12 protein-coding genes are annotated in these 17,441 nt (G+C 34.0%); all 12 read right to left on the bottom strand.

The genetic code is table 11. The annotated features are described in order from the left end of the window. Positions 1 to 3 precede the first annotated feature (3 nt). Entirely contained in the window at positions 4 to 480 is a 477-nt protein-coding gene (gene ilvN, locus ABYK18_RS03685; RefSeq protein ID WP_373035286.1) for an acetolactate synthase small subunit, read from the bottom strand. Next, positions 480 to 2,174: an acetolactate synthase large subunit gene (locus ABYK18_RS03680; RefSeq protein WP_373035285.1), complete on the bottom strand. Its 1,695-nt coding sequence runs from the start codon at positions 2,172 to 2,174 to the stop codon at positions 480 to 482. The genes ilvN and ABYK18_RS03680 overlap by 1 nt, the downstream gene beginning before the upstream one ends. A 90-nt stretch (positions 2,175 to 2,264) precedes the next feature. Beyond that, a complete protein-coding gene (locus ABYK18_RS03675; RefSeq protein ID WP_373035284.1) occupies positions 2,265 to 4,391 on the bottom strand; it encodes a WD40 repeat domain-containing protein in 2,127 nt (708 codons plus the stop codon). A gap of 2 nt (positions 4,392 to 4,393) precedes the next feature. After that, positions 4,394 to 5,599 carry a threonine ammonia-lyase gene (ilvA, locus tag ABYK18_RS03670; protein ID WP_373035283.1) on the bottom strand — a complete coding sequence of 402 codons (1,206 nt, stop codon included), beginning with the start codon at positions 5,597 to 5,599 and terminating at the stop codon, positions 4,394 to 4,396. 2 nt (positions 5,600 to 5,601) lie between these two features. Then, positions 5,602 to 6,036: a CoA-binding protein gene (locus tag ABYK18_RS03665; RefSeq protein WP_373035282.1), complete on the bottom strand. Its 435-nt coding sequence runs from the start codon at positions 6,034 to 6,036 to the stop codon at positions 5,602 to 5,604. Between the two features lie 117 nt (positions 6,037 to 6,153). After that, entirely contained in the window at positions 6,154 to 7,992 is a 1,839-nt protein-coding gene (locus ABYK18_RS03660) for an HD domain-containing phosphohydrolase (RefSeq protein WP_373035281.1), read from the bottom strand. After that, positions 7,977 to 9,248 carry a diguanylate cyclase gene (locus ABYK18_RS03655; RefSeq protein ID WP_373035280.1) on the bottom strand — a complete coding sequence of 424 codons (1,272 nt, stop codon included), beginning with the start codon at positions 9,246 to 9,248 and terminating at the stop codon, positions 7,977 to 7,979. Before ABYK18_RS03655 ends, ABYK18_RS03660 begins: the two co-directional genes overlap by 16 nt. Continuing rightward, positions 9,248 to 10,918, bottom strand: coding sequence for a CheR family methyltransferase (locus ABYK18_RS03650; RefSeq protein WP_373035279.1), 1,671 nt, complete (start codon positions 10,916 to 10,918; stop codon positions 9,248 to 9,250). The genes ABYK18_RS03655 and ABYK18_RS03650 overlap by 1 nt, the downstream gene beginning before the upstream one ends. Positions 10,919 to 10,934: 16 nt before the next feature. Further along, entirely contained in the window at positions 10,935 to 14,441 is a 3,507-nt protein-coding gene (locus ABYK18_RS03645; RefSeq protein ID WP_373035278.1) for an ATP-binding protein, read from the bottom strand. Beyond that, positions 14,438 to 15,352 (bottom strand): hypothetical protein, encoded by a 915-nt coding sequence (locus ABYK18_RS03640; protein WP_373035277.1) that lies wholly within the window; start codon positions 15,350 to 15,352, stop codon positions 14,438 to 14,440. The genes ABYK18_RS03645 and ABYK18_RS03640 overlap by 4 nt, the downstream gene beginning before the upstream one ends. Before the next feature lie 75 nt (positions 15,353 to 15,427). Continuing rightward, complete coding sequence (locus ABYK18_RS03635) at positions 15,428 to 16,192, bottom strand: TIGR02757 family protein (RefSeq protein ID WP_373035275.1); 765 nt, start codon at positions 16,190 to 16,192, stop codon at positions 15,428 to 15,430. Then, complete coding sequence (locus ABYK18_RS03630) at positions 16,161 to 17,429, bottom strand: RNA polymerase factor sigma-54 (protein ID WP_373035273.1); 1,269 nt, start codon at positions 17,427 to 17,429, stop codon at positions 16,161 to 16,163. Before ABYK18_RS03630 ends, ABYK18_RS03635 begins: the two co-directional genes overlap by 32 nt. Positions 17,430 to 17,441: the final 12 nt, after the last annotated feature.

The following is a 17,441-nucleotide window of genomic DNA, read 5'->3' as shown; positions in this document are numbered from 1 at the left end:
AACTTATCTCTCAAGTGCAACAGCACCGCTTCTAACAACCTCTTTAGGATTATATCTCTTAATAATTTTTAAAAAGTTTTCTATGCGTTTTGGCTCATCTGAGACCATAGCAATAATCACATTCTCTCCAACATTAACAATCTTACCGTTGTAAGCTTCACAAAGAGTACTGATATCCGTAATATTTTCAGTTACCGGAAACTTCATCAATGCCATTTCTTTTTCAACTAAATCAGCATGCTCATAAACTCTTAAAACCGGTATAAGTTTATGAAGCTGTTTAGTAATCTGTTCTATCACTCTAACTGAACCTGAAGTCACTATGGTGAGTCTTGAATATTTGCTATCAGGGATAGGAGCAACAGTCAATGATGTTATATTATACCCACGACCAGAGAAAAGATCTGTAATGCGAGACAAAACACTCGCTTCATTAACTACAATAACTGAAATAACTCTTCTTTCACTAATCTCAGTCATTACTTCTCCTTTTTCTCTAATAACATCATATTAAATAGGCTTCCGCCTGCAGGTACCATCGGCATAACATTTTCCATTCTCTCTACTATTACTTCAATAAAAGCAACAACATCTTTCTCAACTGCATCTTTCAAGGCAGCATCAAACTCTTCTTTAGTATTGACTCTGTAACCTATTCCGCCAAAAGCTTCTGCAAGCTTTACAAAATCAGGTTGAACAGAAAGGTCTGTCTCACTATGACGTTTGTCATAAAAAAGTGTTTGCCATTGGCGGACCATACCTAAGAAATTATTATTTAAAATAATATTAATGACAGGCAGTTTTTTCTCAACTGCCGTCATCAATTCCTGACAGTTCATTAAAATCGAACCGTCTCCCGTAAAGTTAATACTCGTTTTTTCAGGAGATGCAGCTTTTACACCCATCGCAGCCGGAAAGCCAAATCCCATAGTACCAAGTCCGCCTGAGCTGATAAATTGTCTCGGACGAGAAAATGGATAGAACTGTGCTGACCACATCTGGTGTTGTCCAACATCTGTAGAGATATTTGCATCATCTCCCAATAACTCGCCAACTCTTTGTATTACCCATTGTGGCTTAAGTCTGTCTGTGTCTTCATGATAAGCCAATGGATGAAGTTCATCAAAGTTCTTAACGGTCTCTCTCCAAGACTCATATTTTTCAGGTCTAATATGTGATGTAAGCTCTAACATCTCATTTACAACATTTTTAACATCACCAACTATCGGATAATCTGCATTTACAAGTTTTGATATAGATGCAGGATCAATATCTACATGAATGACTCCTGCATTTTTTGCAAATTCCGAAAGTTTACCGGTTACACGGTCATCAAATCTAGCACCGAGAGCAATAACCAAGTCTGTTTCACTCATAGCCATATTAGCCGCATAAGAGCCGTGCATACCAAGCATAGATATTAGTAATTCATCATCATGACTGAGCGTACCTCTTGCCATGAAAGTCTCAACAGCAGGAATTCCAGTTGTCTTAACAAGCTCTCTGACTTCATATGCGGCATTTGCATTAATAATACCACCACCAAGATAAAATAGCGGTCTTCTAGCCGAGGCAATTGCATCCATCGCTTTTTTAATCTGGCGAGGATTTCCCTTGATATGAGGTTTATATGTCTCTAGTTCTACTTCAATTGAATAATCAAACTCTGCAATCTCAGCTGTAACATCTTTTGGAATATCTACATGTACAGGACCTGGACGACCGGAAGCTGCAATATAAAATGCTTCTTTAAGTACACGAGGCAAGTCACTTGCATTTGTAACTAAGTAGTTATGCTTAGTACATGAACGACTTATTCCTACAGCATCTATCTCTTGAAACGCATCCGTTCCAATAAGGCTCATCGGGACTTGTCCGCTGATAACAACTAAAGGAATTGAATCCATATAAGCATCGGCTAAACCTGTCACTGCATTTGTAAATCCTGGACCGCTCGTAATCATTGCAACACCAACTTTGCCGCTAGCCTTAGAATAACCCTCTGCAGCATGAACCGCAGCTTGTTCGTGTCTTGTCAAAATATGTTGAAAATTATCTTGTTTATAAATCTCGTCGTAGACATTCATAATCGCTCCACCAGGGTAGCCGAAAACTGTATCAACTCCCTCCGCGATTAAAGCTTCAATGACCATCTGTGCGCCACTAATTTGCATGAAAAGTCTCCTATAATAAAAAATTCGCTTATTATATTGAAAAGGAGCTATATTTGAGGTTAAAGGCAGTTAGAAATTTGTCACTTAAAGCTAATCTAAGATAGACTTAACTATCATCGAAGCTCTCCACATGTTAACAGAACCCTTGGTTTGAAGGTCAAGGTTAAGTTTTGATTTTGGATATTGCTTTTTAAATATATGAAAAAAATTAACTATCTGATCCTGCAATCCAAAATATAATATATAATTTTTTATTCCATTTTCTATGACTGCCTGCTCTTTTTGCTGTTCTACCGCATCCTCAAGCTGAGCCATATAACACCATCCGTAAATATTTGCCAATGCATTATTTTTGGAATTGATTTTCATATATTTTGATAAAACACTGTTTAGTGACTTTATATCTCCGTTAAGTGCATATTCATTAGCTTGAATAAGGTCATTATTCCATTCCTGTTGAAGCCTCTTTCCATCTTCTGAATCCTGCAGTTCATCATCTGTGGACAAAAGGTTGTATGCGGAGGCAAAGTCACCCTCTTCTACAGCATTGAAAAATTTCTGTTTATTCTCAATTTCCCTCATCAACTCTCTAACTTCATCAGTAAAATCTGTAAAATCAACTAATACTCTAAGAATTTTTATAGCTGAGTGAGTATCTCCATTTTGAAGTAGTTTTTGACTCTTAATATATAAGGAATCAGCATAATTCATCAAAACTTCATAATCAGAGAACTCCTTTAAGAAAGGATGCTGTTTAATCAATTCAAAGGCGATTCTAAAATCTTTTTGACCAACGGCAATTCTAAAACGCTTATAAACTTCACTTTTTGTCAAAAGTTCTTGTATGAGTCTTGTCTTCTGTGTTATCCCTCTATATGGTGCTAGTATATCACGGGCTACATCAGCACCTTTTGGGTCTATCGCATATTTTTGAGCTGCGGCAAATGCTTTTTTCCATCCGGCTTCGAGACTCTTATAAACTTTTGAATCTTGATACATGGGATGCTTAAGTGCCAGAGAGTATGCAAGTGCAAGTTTTCCCTGCTTAGCGAGCTGTGCAAACCTGTCAAACTCTTCATATTCAAGCATAACTTTTTGCATAATGGCATTTTTTGACGGTATATTTTTAAAGTGTTTAAAAAGATTTATGGCTGTTTGCTTATCACCTGCCGCTAAAGATGCTTTTGCTTTTTTCATGGTTGTTTCCCATAAAGTTATAACAAGCTGATATATTTTTGTATATGCTAAGAGAGGGTTCTGCTCAACATGTCTCTGTATAGCCTCATAGTCTTTAGTCTGTAAAAGCTCTTTTATATGATCTTGCCCTTCATAAATATGATAAAAAAGCAAATCACCGTTTTGTGTTCCGACAATAAGTTCATCTTTATTTTTATCAAAATTAAGAGCGGTAATAGATGAGTTTAGTTTTATATATTTTTTGGAAAGAATCTTATAACTTTGTAACTCATAAACCAATATATATCCAAGTTGTGTTCCTAAAAACAGGAAGTTGCCGTCAAGGCTTGTTGTAACATGCAATACATCATCATGTATACCTTCAAGTCTCGCAATTACTTTGCCTTTGTAATAGTCCCAAATAATGGCATTATTTTTTTTATCAACACTAAAAAGTCTATGGTTATTTAAAAAATGCACCTTCATTACGGGATCTGAATGTGCTGCCAGCCTGTGTTTTCGTGTCATCATTGTTATATTAAAAATTTGAATTTTCTTATCATAACTGGCAGTCGCCACCCATTGTCCATTTTGGCTAAAAGCTATATCGTTTACAGTATCTACATGAACAGGAAGAGTAAAGGCTATTCTTTTAGTCTTGATATCAATTGCATATGATTTACCGTCATCACCGCAGGAAAACATATATCTGTTAGTGGGGTCTATAGCTACACAGCTGACTTCACCGTGATGCCTATCTACCGTAGTGAGTATTTTTTTTGTTTTTGCATCATAAAGTCTGGCCTCACGACAATTGGAATCTAGGACTGCAAAATGATTCCCGTCACTGCTAAAATCAATTACTTGATTTTTGTATCGTAAATGAGAGATATTTCCCTTGAAGCCACTAATAGTATCAAGGGTATTTATATTCAAAAATCTCACCACTGTTTTAGAATCAACGACTAAAAGTGTACCGTCATCAAGAATCTTAATTTTTATTATGGCATCTGTAAAATTAATATCTTTTTCTCTTTTCATAGTTAATAATCTCTTAAATAACCTTCGTTTTTCAGTACATCCTTAATCTCTTGCTGATGCTCTTCACCTTTAGTCTCCATATGAACGGTAACATTGGCATCTCCGTAATCAAGGGAGATAGAAGTTCTATCATAAGCGATATGTACGATGTTTGCATTTAAGTCTTTAAGTATCTCTGTAAATCTCATAAGTGAGCCCGGTTTGTCTACCAAGGTAACTGTCACCTTCATTTTTCTGCCTGATTTTAAAAGACCTTTTTCAATAATAACAGAAAGAAGAGTTACATCCATATTTCCGCCACTAAGAACAAGAGCTACTTTTTTACCCTTTAAATGTTCCAGCTTGTTATGAAGCATTGCAGCTACAGATGCAGCTCCTGCACCTTCAACAACGAGTTTTTGTTTTTCTAGTAAGGATAATATGGCACTTGCTATCTCTTCGTCATCGACACTAATAATATCATCTACATTTTCAAGAGCATACTTCAGTGTTATCTCTGAAGTATCACGAACAGCTATACCATCGGCAATAGTTCTTACACTTAAACTGTCTACCGGTTTTTTAAGTTCATATGAGTTCTTAAAAGCAGGAGCACCTTTTGCGCTTACACCAATTACTTCTATGTTGGGGTTTATACTTTTAATAGCGGTAGACATACCAGCGATAAGACCACCGCCACCTACAGGAATCACAATAGCATCTAAATCATTACAAGAGTCTATAATATCAAGAGCCAAAGTACCCTGACCGGCCATAACTTCCTCATCTTCAAACGGATGAACAAAAGTCAAAGAGTTCTTTTCTCCATATGAAAGTGCATAAGCGTACGCCTCATCATAGTTTGCCCCAGCCAATATAACCTCTGCTCCGTAATACTTAACACCGTCTATTTTTGTCAACGGAGTTGATTCAGGCATTACGATTACTGCACGTATATTAAATTTTGAAGCAGAAAGAGCTACGCCTTGAGCATGATTTCCTGCACTGGCAGCAATAACGCCACATCCTTTTTGAGCTTCCGTAAGTGACGCTATTTTGTTGTAAGCACCTCTTATTTTAAAGGCACCTGTTACCTGTAAATTCTCTTTTTTAAGATATACCCTACTTGATGATATCTCGCTCAAATATGGTGCATATGAAAAAGGTGTCTCTACAATAACATCTTTTATGCGCTCTCTTGCCTCGTAAATCTTATTTATATCTAACAATACTACTCGCCTTTCAATGCTTTGTGTTCTATCATAGTACACTTATTTTGAACCGCTTTCATTCCGGCATCTTTAGCTTTTTGTGCAGCTGCGTTATTTACTATCTCTTTTTGAGCCCAGAAGACTTTCACATCTCCTCTTGCTATACAAGCTTCTGCGACTGCATCTAGAGCTTTGGATGCTCTAAATATATCTACCATATCAACTGCAAACGGGATTTCTGCAAGTGTTCTATATACTTTCTCACCCAAAATAGTATCTTCTTTTGGATATACCGGAACTATCTTAAAACCTTCCTCTTGAAGGTATTTGGCAACTCTGTGACTCGGTTTTTCTGCATCTGGAGATAAGCCCAAAACAGCTATAGTCTTTACTTCGTTAAAAATCTCTTCTATCTCTTGTCTATTTGAATTAACTAAAGGAAATTCGCATTCCATATCATGTCCTTTATAATAGTTCTTAATATGTTAAAATAGTTACATATTTTTAAGGCGATTATATCGAAAATTAATAAAGCTTTTTATAAATGTCAATAACGAAAGCATAAACCTGCTTTAGTAATTAATCTCTTTTTTAAATTCTTCGTATAATACTTTTTCACTTTTTTCTTTTATATTTTCTATATATTTTTCACTAATACTCAAACCGACCAAAGAATCTTTCAGTATATCGCTTTTGAGTATATCATCTTTTATCGTTTTCCTTTTAACTTCACTAAGAATCATAAAATCATCGCCTTCTACTCTAAAAACCACACTATTATCATATAATTCATCAATAACGCCAGCAAACTCAGCCAGTAGCTTATCACCTTCTGACCAACCAAATTTTTGATTATACTCACTGAAATTATGTAATTTAACACTGTATAAATATACTGAATTTGAATGTATATGGTATCTTAATATAAGTGAAAGATAATCGATTATAAAGAGGTTTGTAAGTCTGTCTTTATAAAAATAGGAAAATCTCTGCTCTTCTAAGGATGATTGTGGAAGCTGTGATATATCAGCGTTGACATCCACTTTTGCCAGTGCCTTTAAAGAAGCTTTTACTACTTCAGGATGAAAATGTTGAGCACTTAACTCTTTAAGTTCCTCCAAGGCTACTTTGACACTTTTCTTCGGCTTGTAAACTCTATCCGTGGTCATGGCATCAAAGGCATCTGCAACTATCATAATCCTGCTAAGAGGCATTATGGCATTTGCTTTTAAGCCTCTTGGATAACCGCTGCCGTCATATTTTTCATGATGCTCTCTCATAATCTCTGCAATAACGCTGTATTGGTCTATTTTTCGCAGCATCTCATAACCGCTTGATAAATGCTCTTTAATAAGCTCATACTCTACATTGTTTAACCTACTTGGCTTTAACAAGACACTGTCTGGTGTTGAGATTTTACCTATATCATGAAGCCAAGCCGCTTTTTTTAGGATATCGATCTCTTTTTGGCCGTACTCCATCTCTGTAGCTATTAACTCACAATAGTGTGCAACTCTTTTTGTATGTCCTGCCGTATAAGAGTCCCTTGACTCTATCATATCAATCATAGAATGGATTATCTGTTCTTGATTTTTTATTTTTTCTTCTTCAAGAACTACTATCTTTTCTTGTTCTGTTCTATCTCTAAAAACCGTAACCGAACCGACTATTTTATTATTTACATATAAGGGAGTCGCAGAGATTGAAACAGGCAGGAAAGTTCCGTCTTTTTTTATGAGATGCTCATTAGAGTTTTTATACACTCCACCGTCTTGCATTGATTTATGGATTGAACATTCACTTGATTTTATTGGTTTATTATTAATATCTTTATAATGAATATATTGATGTATCTCTTTACCCATTAATTCATGAGACTCAAAACCAAGCATATTAAGTCCTTGGTTGTTTATAAAAGTCACCATATTGTTTAAATCTAAAGTGTAAATACCGTCACCTATGCTTTGTGCTATATCTGTAAACTTTTTTTCGCTCTGCAACAGCTTATGATTTTGTTCAAATATTTCCAAATAAAGTGTAATCTTATTTAGAAGCTGCCTATCATCTATGGGTTTAGTCAAATAATCAACAGCACCTATCTCAAAGCCCTCTTTTACAAACTCTTCACTTTTAAAGATTGCCGTTATAAAAATAATGGGAATATTTTTTGTTCTCTTATTTGATTTAATCAGCTTTGCAACCTCAAAGCCATTAATCTCCGGCATCTGAACATCGAGCAATATAAGGTCTATTTCCTCTTTAATCAATACATCAAGCGCTATTTTTGCACTTAAAGCTTCTATGATATTAACATTTCGTGCATTTTCAAAAAGTGCGCTTAGAGTAAAAAGATTATTTTGATTATCATCCACACTAAGGATATTATAACTGTTTATCAATCTAGTCTGCATACCAAATTTCTCCCTGCACCTTTGGCATCATATAGTGCCATATCTGCTCTTTGAGTTATACTGTCAATATTGTCTCCGTTTTTATAACCTGTCAATCCAAAACTGCAAGTAATTTTATTTACTTCAGCAAAGTGTTCTTCTTCTATCTTAACTCTTAAGTTATTTGCAATGATTTGAGCTTTATTTGAGTTTACATGCGGAAGGACAAGAACAAACTCTTCTCCACCCCATCTTGCAAATATATCACTTTCTCTTATATGCGTTTTAATAACCTTTGTTATCTGCACCAACACGGCATCACCGACAAGATGCCCGTAAGTATCATTTACATCTTTAAAAAAATCTATATCAATTAACACAAACGAAAAAGTATTTGTTGAGTTTTTAGAAGCTTTTATTTGCTGAAGTAAAAGTTCATTTAATTTAGTTCTATTATATATATTTGTTAAGCTGTCATAAGAAGCATCATGCTTATTATGTTTTGACTCCGCATCAAATGATGTTATGTTTGTCAAAGTAATAAGGTAGTCATTACCGAAAATTTTAGCTTTTATATTAAAAGAGTTTAACTCTAAACTTTTAACGTCCTGTATCAAGACCAACACATCTTCTTCTTTGAGTTTTTCCAATAAAACATCCACCCAAAGTTCTTCATCTTCTATAAGTCCAAGATGAAAATACCCATCTTCATGTACAAAAGTATGACAGATGCAAATGTATTTATTTCTAAACTCATCAATGTTTTTAAGATTAAAAAATCCACTTACGGCTTTGTTGATTCTTAATACCTTCTTACCGTCGGATATAACAACCAGATTATCCTGCATATCCAAAATATCCTGTGTAAACTTCTTCTCTACTTCCAAAACTCTTTTACTCTCAAGCAAATCAAGATGAAATTTGATTCTTGCAAAGAGTTCTTGTTCATTATACGGTTTACTGAGATAATCTACACCTCCGGCTTGATAACATTTGGAGACTGTATCATTATCTTTTTTAGCCGTCAAAAAAATGGTTGGAATATGTTTTGTCTTCTTATTTTTTAAGATAAGCTTGGCTGTTTCATATCCGTCAAGTTCCGGCATCATTATATCAAGCAGTATAATATCTATCTCTTGAGACAACAACACGTTCAAGGCTTCTTTACCAGACTTTGCACTAACAACTGTATAGTTGTCTTTTTGATGAGCCTCAAACAGAGCTTCTAGTGTAAAAAGATTTGTTTCTATATCATCAACACATAAAATTCTTTTCATTAAGCCACTTTCTTATATATTTTGCTGCCGTCTTCACTTTGTTTAAATCTATTGTCAAAACTAACAGGTAATATTTCATTTGGACCTAAAAACAAGTGTCCACCGAATTTCAATGAATCATAAAATATTTTGAAGACACTCTGTTTTAGTTTATCGTCAAAGTATATCATTACATTTTTACATTCAATCATATCAAACTCATTAAATACACTGTCTCTTTGCAGATTATGGACAAAAAACAGCACATTGTGTTTTAGATTTTCTTTAACTTTTACAAATCTTTTATTTATTTCAAAGTACTCTTCTAACGGTAATTTAAAGTGAAGCTGTTCATATGCTTTCTTAGCCTTGTTGAAACTCTCAAGAGAGTAAATGGCATTTTTTGCTTCCTCAATAATGACAGGATTAAAATCAGTTGCATAAATCAGACTTTTTTCTAAAAGACCCAATTCGTTTAAAATTATTGCCATCGAATAAACCTCTTCTCCACTGCTGCATCCGGCACTCCATATTTTTATATTATAACAGTGCTTATGCTCTTTGTTAATGACATCAATCATTTTTTTGGAATCTTCTACTCTTCTAAAAAATTCTGTTACATTTATGGATAAATCCATAAAAAGAGATTTGAATGCAGATTTATTGAATAAAACCAAAATTACAAATGATTTAATATTTTTGATTCTATGCTTAATCATAAACTGCTCAACTCTTCTTTTTACAGAATCAAGTTGATATAGTCTAAAATCATACTCATATCTGACATATATCTCATCCAGCAAGTACTTTATCCATTCATCATGCGTATCAAAATGCAGACTCATGCATCTGATGTAAGAAGCTATGTCTTTTGTATCAAAAATGAAGTCATAAAATTTAGCTTTTTTTGCTTGGGTAGGGATTGAATCTGCCTCACATGAATCAGGGTCTTGTACTATTATAACCGAATTGTTTTTTCTAAGATTTTGCAGAGAATCAACCCCGTCATTGGAATGCCCGCAGCTTAGAATAACCAAAAGATTATCTTTATATTCATTGCTTAAAGAGTTAAAACTAACAGAAATAGAAGGTCTTGCTGCATTTACAAAAGATTCTTCATCCAAATAGATTTGTGAATTTTTTACTTTCATATGCTTGTTTTTTTCTGCTAGATATATATGCCCTTTTTCGACTTTCATACCATTAGCTGCATAGCAAATATCACTCTTTACATAGTTAGATAAAATCTCGTCAAAAACACCGTTCATTTTTGGATTGATATGCTGAATTATAAAAATCGCAAACTCTTTAGTGTCGATATTTGATAGTATTTCTATAAATTTTTCACTGCTGTTAGCACTTCCGCCGATAGCTATGACGTTAATATTTGGATTTTTACACTCTCTATCTTTTAATTCAGATATAAACAGCCCTTTAAAGCCTATGTAATTTAGATATTTAGAAAGTCTGCTTTTATTTACTACTATGTTTACGTTTTTTTTCAAAATTTCTATATGTTTATATAAAAGCTCTATCAAACCGGTGGGGATATTGTATATGTAAGTAAAATGTATAGTATATAAGTAAAAATCCTCATTTAAAAGTTCTTGTAATTCAATGATTTCATTATCACTGACACTACTGGAAATAGCTATTTTACATTCTCTTTCTAATCTTATAAACTTCAGCAATTTATATCATCCCTCATTATTTAGTCCAAGCCTTTAACATTGATATCAGAGCATTCTGATCTATTGGTTTGGCTAAGTAGTCATTAGCACCTGCCTCATAACACTCTCTTTTGTCTTCTTTCATGGTTTTTGCAGTTACCGCAATGATTGGAATATGTTTAAACCTATCATCTGATTTTATTTTCTTAATTGATTTCAACCCATCCATAACAGGCATCATTATGTCCATCAAAATCACATCCATATTTGCCTCTTCACGTTCTAGTAAATCAAAGGCATCCTTACCGTTTAGTGCGCTGTAAGTATCAGCACCTAACTCCTGAATAACCGAAGAGAGTGTAAAAATATTTCTACTGTCATCATCAACTATTAAAATATTTTTATCTCTTAAAAGTTCTGAATCAAAGATCTCTGATTCATCATCTTCTATTATTAATTCCTCAGATTCAACTTCAAGAGGAGCTTTAACTATGACATTCTCTTTTTTAATCGGAAGAATAATTCTAAAGAGAGAGCCTTCTCCCTCTTTAGATTCTACTTCTATTTTACCTCTCATTAAATCTATAAATGTTTTACTTATGGAAAGACCCAATCCCGTCCCGCCATACTCTCTACTTATACTTCCATCAACTTGCTTGAATGCTTCAAATATCAGATTAAGTTTAGCTTCCGGTATTCCTATTCCGCTATCAGACACTTCTATGAACATGTCATTATTGTTTTTAAATATTGACATATTGACTCCGCCTGATTTTGTAAATTTAAAAGCATTTGAAAGCAGGTTTTTTATAATTTGAAAAAGTTTTGTTCTATCAACAACGAAACTGCTCTTAAAACTGTCTTTTATCTCAAAACCTATTTTTTTATCTTTAGCTATTTCTGTAAAAAGGTCTTCCATCTCTTTACATATTGTCTCTGTATGAACTTCAGCATCATTTAACTCCATATTTCCTGATTCTATCTTGCTTAAATCCAAAATATCATTTATGAGAAGAAGTAAATCATTGCCGGCTTTGTATATAACAGAAGTTTTAGATACGTCACTTTCACTGAGTGTCTCGTTTGTGTTTTGTGTAAGGAGTTTCGAGAGAAGTATTATTGAATTGAGCGGTGTACGAAGTTCATGAGACATATTCGCTAAAAATTCGCTTTTATATCTGCTTGCTTTTTCTAAATCTTCGGCTCTCTTATTCAGGTCTTCCTTAGCCTGAATCAACTCATTGTTTTTAATCTTCATCTCTTTAGCTTGAAGAGTAAGCTGTTGTTGCTGTTCTTCCATCTGAACATTTGATTCTTGTAACTCTTCACTCTGAACTTGAAGTTCTTCATAGGCTCTTTTAGAGTCTTCAAGAAGAACTTTTATCTGCGTATTTTGAGTTGCCGCAAAAAGAGAAGTAGCAAAGATTGCAGCCGATTTTAATAAATAATCCTGCTGTACTTCACTAAAGGTGTCCAAACTCATAATCTCCACTACACCAAAGAGTTCACCCTCGTGAACAAGAGGATATGTAAAGACTTCTTTAGGTTTTAAAATAGTTGTTCCTGTTTGTATCTCATAAAGTTCATCTTTAATGTTTTTAAGTAAAATAGGTTCTTTTTCAAGTCCAACCTGACCTACTATTCCTTCACCAAGATTAAATACTTTTGATATATCTTCTCTTATATTCATTGAAAAAGATGCGATTAGACCTAACTCTTGTTTTTCCCTATCAAAGACATAAACGACTCCTGCAGCTGCACTTACATATCTACAAGCTATTGTTATTGCTTGTTTTGACAATTCCAAGGTGTCACTTATTCCCGTAAGCTTATCACTGAACTCTCCAATACCGTCACTGAAATAGATGTCATTTTTATTTTTAATCGCATTAGACTCAAGCATCTCCGTCATTTTTTCTAACGCGATACCAAGCTCATCATTTTTTGATTTTACTTCTATGGTATGGGAAAAATCCTCTCTTGAAATAGCATTTGCATGTTGCAAAATAGTCTTGAGATAGCTTATCATTTTCAACATTGCTATACCCAGTCTATCATCTTCTCCAACAATTTTATAATCTATATTTATTTCACCCTTGGCAATTGACTCCGCAACCTTTGTTACTGATTCCAGATAAGAGATCATATCTATAAGAGCTAAGCCCAGCTTGTCATCACTACTTTTTGCTATGACTTTGGTATCATAGTTTCCTGTAGATAATATCTCCGCAAGATTTGAAATTTCTTTCAATCTTTTTGTCATATTTATAATTGCAAGACCAAGTTTATCATTTTTACCAAGAAGTTCTATATCTTTTGAAAAATTACCGTCAGCTACTGAATTTGCTTGATTTATAGTTGTTTCTATTGCATCAATAACTCTTCTTGTTGAATGTACAATATCACCTACTTCATCATCATATTTATATACTATTTCCTCTTTTCTTATTTCACCGTTTGAAAGCGCTTTTAATTTAGAAGAGATCATACTTAAAGGAGTTGTTATCTTCGATAGATAGTGCCTGATGACAAAAAAACTAAGAACAATCACAAAAAAGATAACTAACATAAATATAATTTTGAAGTAATCAAGTTGAGCTAAGGCAATATCAGTATCAACACTGGATATAATGTACCAATGGTTATCGCTGTTTTCTTTTAAAGGATGCACAACATGATATGAATATATCTTATCATTATGCATAAAAGTGCCTTTTGACTTATCTTTCATAAATTTTTTTAGATTAAAATGTTCATTATTAAAGTTTGGTTTGCCGCTAAGCTGAGCTCCCCACATCTTGTCTTCATCTTTATTAAAAAGATAGTTACCATTCTTATCAATTAGAAAATAAGAAGCCCCCTTATCTGCATTCTCTGCTAAAGCTCTTTGTATTATATCAATAACATTATGAGCGTAAATATTTACTACGAATATTCCAAGTTTATCGCCGTTATCGTCTATTATAGGAGTTGAGTAACGAACAACCGGTATATATGGCTTTTCAATTCTTTTATGTTCAATATTTAGATTCATATCAGATATAAAAAACTTATTTTTTTCCAACTTTTTCGGGATTTCTGCGTAATCTCTTCCTCTTTTGTTCTGAAGTTCAGAATCTTTTATCAAAACAGCGGCATCTTTATCTTCATCATATACAACTTTTATTAACTCATTTCCATTGAGGTCTAAAATCCTAATCTGATAGTAATCTTTTTGCGCACTTAAAAAATCCAACAATGCATCTGAAAAGATATGCTTCCACATATGAGATTTTGACTCTACCGACATTGATTCCCAAATCATGTATCTTTTAAGAGCATAAAACTCTTTTATGTATAAGGCATCTTTTGTAACATGTTTTAACTGCCCTTCAATCTCCGTAGATAAGATGTTTGTTCCATGTTCACTAAGTTCATAGGCATTCTTAAGATAACCGTCTGAAGCAGTTTTAAAGCCATATAAACCTACAAAACCGATACCTATGGTCAAAACGACTATGAAAATAGCAAAAATCTTATTTTTTATTGAAACGGCTATATTCATTGTAATCTCATTGCACTTATATCAATAAGTGATATTTTTCTTAAATTCCATGTCATCAACTGTTCAACATCTGCAGGCGACTTATTAATATAAGTGGTAGCAGCCGGTGTAATATAATCTTTTAGACCTATGTAGGCCTTGATAGTTTGAAGTTCGGCTATTATCATCTGTGTTATTGTAAAGACATCTCTAGGTTTTATATTTTTTTTCCTAAAAACTGAAAAATCAACTATATCGATTCCTACACTGTGTTGAAGCTTATTTATTTTATTTAGAACATTCATTGCAACTTCAAATGAATCTGAGGGCGTTGCTTTAACATTTCTTTTATCAGGAATGGTAGTGTCTTTTATTTTTAGATATCTCAAGATTGTATTAAGGTCTTCATATACACGCATTGTTTCACCAAATACATACGATGGAGTAAATGCAGCTCTGTTTAGTTCATCAAATGAAGCTGTAATACGATTAAGCAAATTAAATACATCTAAAGGAGTCTTATTTTTATATTTTTTTACTTTTAACTCTTCATTTTTAATGCCTACTCTATATTTAAAAATCTTTATTTCTGTCAAAATTCTCTGTGTCTGCTCATAAACCAAATCGGGATTAAGATTAAGAACTGGTGTCATATTTACGGGCTCTATAATAGGAAGATTATGTGCAGTTCTTAAAATATTTATTTTTAGTGCTATTTCATAGGTCATTTGCCACACATTACGTGGTTTTAATGCTATTTTATGAGTGTATCTTTTAATTATTCCTTCATGATCATGTTTAATACCATAATATTTTAACAAAATGTGAGTTTCTTCAGAAATGAGCATAGCCTGAGCATAAACTTCATTAGGCGTAATTGCTTTAGCCCAGAGGCCTAATGTCAATAAAAGTAGTAAGATAATCTGTCTCATAAATGTCCTTGATTGGTTATCATACACATATATAAATTAACAATTAATAAAAATACTCAAAAAGAATCGTTTATTTTACAAAATCTTCTCTTGACCTATGCGGTAGAGCGCAAAATCATATTTTAACGGGTCATCTGCATCGAAAGTTTTTAGCATCTGTGTAAGTTCTATGGCAGCTTGCAAATCATATGTTTTTCTCTGCAAAAGCCCGAGTCTTTTAGAGACATTAAAGGTGTGGGTATCCAGAGGCATAATAAGGTCTTTTTTATCTACACCGCTCCATAGTCCCATGTCTATATTATCTTCTCTTACCATCCATCTAAGAAACATCATCCATCGCTTCAGGGCTCCCGAACCCTTTGTTTTGGTAGTTACTTTTGATGTTAAAAAATTATAACCTTGTGAATTATGCGGATACAAAGAAATGAGCATCTCTATAAGGGCATTTATCCCATCAATAACGTCGGAGTTTGTGCTATATGCTTTGGTAAATACTTCTTCAAGAGTTGTAATCTCGTTTAATCGTTTTAAAGATATAAATAGAGCTACGACATCTTCACTTTTTTGAAATCTGTAGTAGTGGTTTTTTAAAGCTTCTCTTATCTCATCATCACTCTTTTGCAAAAGTGAAAAGTCGAGTGAATCCAAAAATTTTACTATCTGCGTTACATTACCGTATGCAAACAGTGCACAGATGAGTGATATGGTCGGGTCTTTGTAGCGATGTGCCACTAAAATAGGGTCTAATCTATCAACGGAGACTTCACCTGCCTTATCACGCTTTTTTGCCTCTTCGTCAAGTCTCTTTTTAATGTAAATGATAGAGTTTTTTCCTTTCACTTGAACCTGCTATATTGAGCTGTTTTCTGTATTTTGCAATGGTTCGTCTGACCATTTTTACTTTAAATTTATCCTGGATTAAATCGAGTAGTTTCATATCGCTAAGCGGTTTTTCTTTGCTTTCTTGTTTAACCAGACCAATAAGGAACTCTTTAATAGCCGCATTTGAGACATCTTCATCTATGGCTGTTGTAAAGAACTCTTTCATGGCAAGGACACCTCTGTCGCAAGCTATATACTTGTTTGCAATTGCACGTGAGATAGTTGATGGGTTATGTCCAAACTCATCAGCCAGAGTCTTTAGCGTAAGAGGCATGATCTGTCCGCCCGTAAAGAACTCATACTGATACTCGACTATCATAAGACCTACTTTATAGAGTGTTGCGCGTCTCATATCAAGTGCATCTACCAAGCTCTTTGCTTCTTTAATCTTTTGCGTTATAAAATCATGTTCTACGGCGTAATTGGTGTCTATGTGTATAGTCGGATAATAGGCATCGTTTAGTTTTATCTCAATTGAATCTTCATCATTGAAAAATATCATAAGGTCAGGTACAACCTGAGCGGACTCTTCTTGATACTCAATTGAAGGAGGGTTTTTGAACGTTCCTAAAACACGCATTACTTCACTAAAGTGTTCTCTTGAAGAAAACTCGTGTATATCCTGTATGTTGGCTATTACCTCTAAACACAAAGGGTAAGCTTCATCACTTATATCCGAGCTGTCCAACTGAAACAAAAATGATTCTGCCAAATCTTTTGCGGCTATTCCGACCGGTTCTACATGTGCAAATCTAAGACGAATTTTCTCAAACTCATCCAATGAAATAGAGTTTTTAGCGCAAAAAGAGTCACTATCGCCTTCGTAATAGCCATTTTCATCAAGATTTTCTACGATAAACTGTGCTATTTCTTGAGAGATTGGCGTGGGAAACAGCGGCTTTCCTATCTGTTCATCCAAGACTTCATAAAGAGATTTCGTTTGAATAGTCAAGGCTTCTATCTGCTCGGTGCGAGAGTTACTTACCTGTCCGTTTATTATCTTTTTTGGGATTCTTTTCTCAAAATCCTCTTCATATCCGGATTCAACTTCGATGACAGGGTTTGACTCTACAAAAGGAGCCATCGCTTCACCAAGGTCACCAAGGCTTGAATGCAAAATAGGCAGCCAGTTACGTAGAGTGTTTGAAAGTTTGTGTTTCGTCTCTACGCTGGTATTTTGTCTTAATGCTGCCATAATCCACCTAAG

The sequence above is a fragment of the Sulfurimonas sp. genome (assembly GCF_041563495.1).
Taxonomy (GTDB): domain Bacteria; phylum Campylobacterota; class Campylobacteria; order Campylobacterales; family Sulfurimonadaceae; genus Sulfurimonas.
The sequence above is the reverse complement of the archived record's forward strand: the minus strand, read 5'-3'. Positions and strand labels throughout refer to the sequence as shown.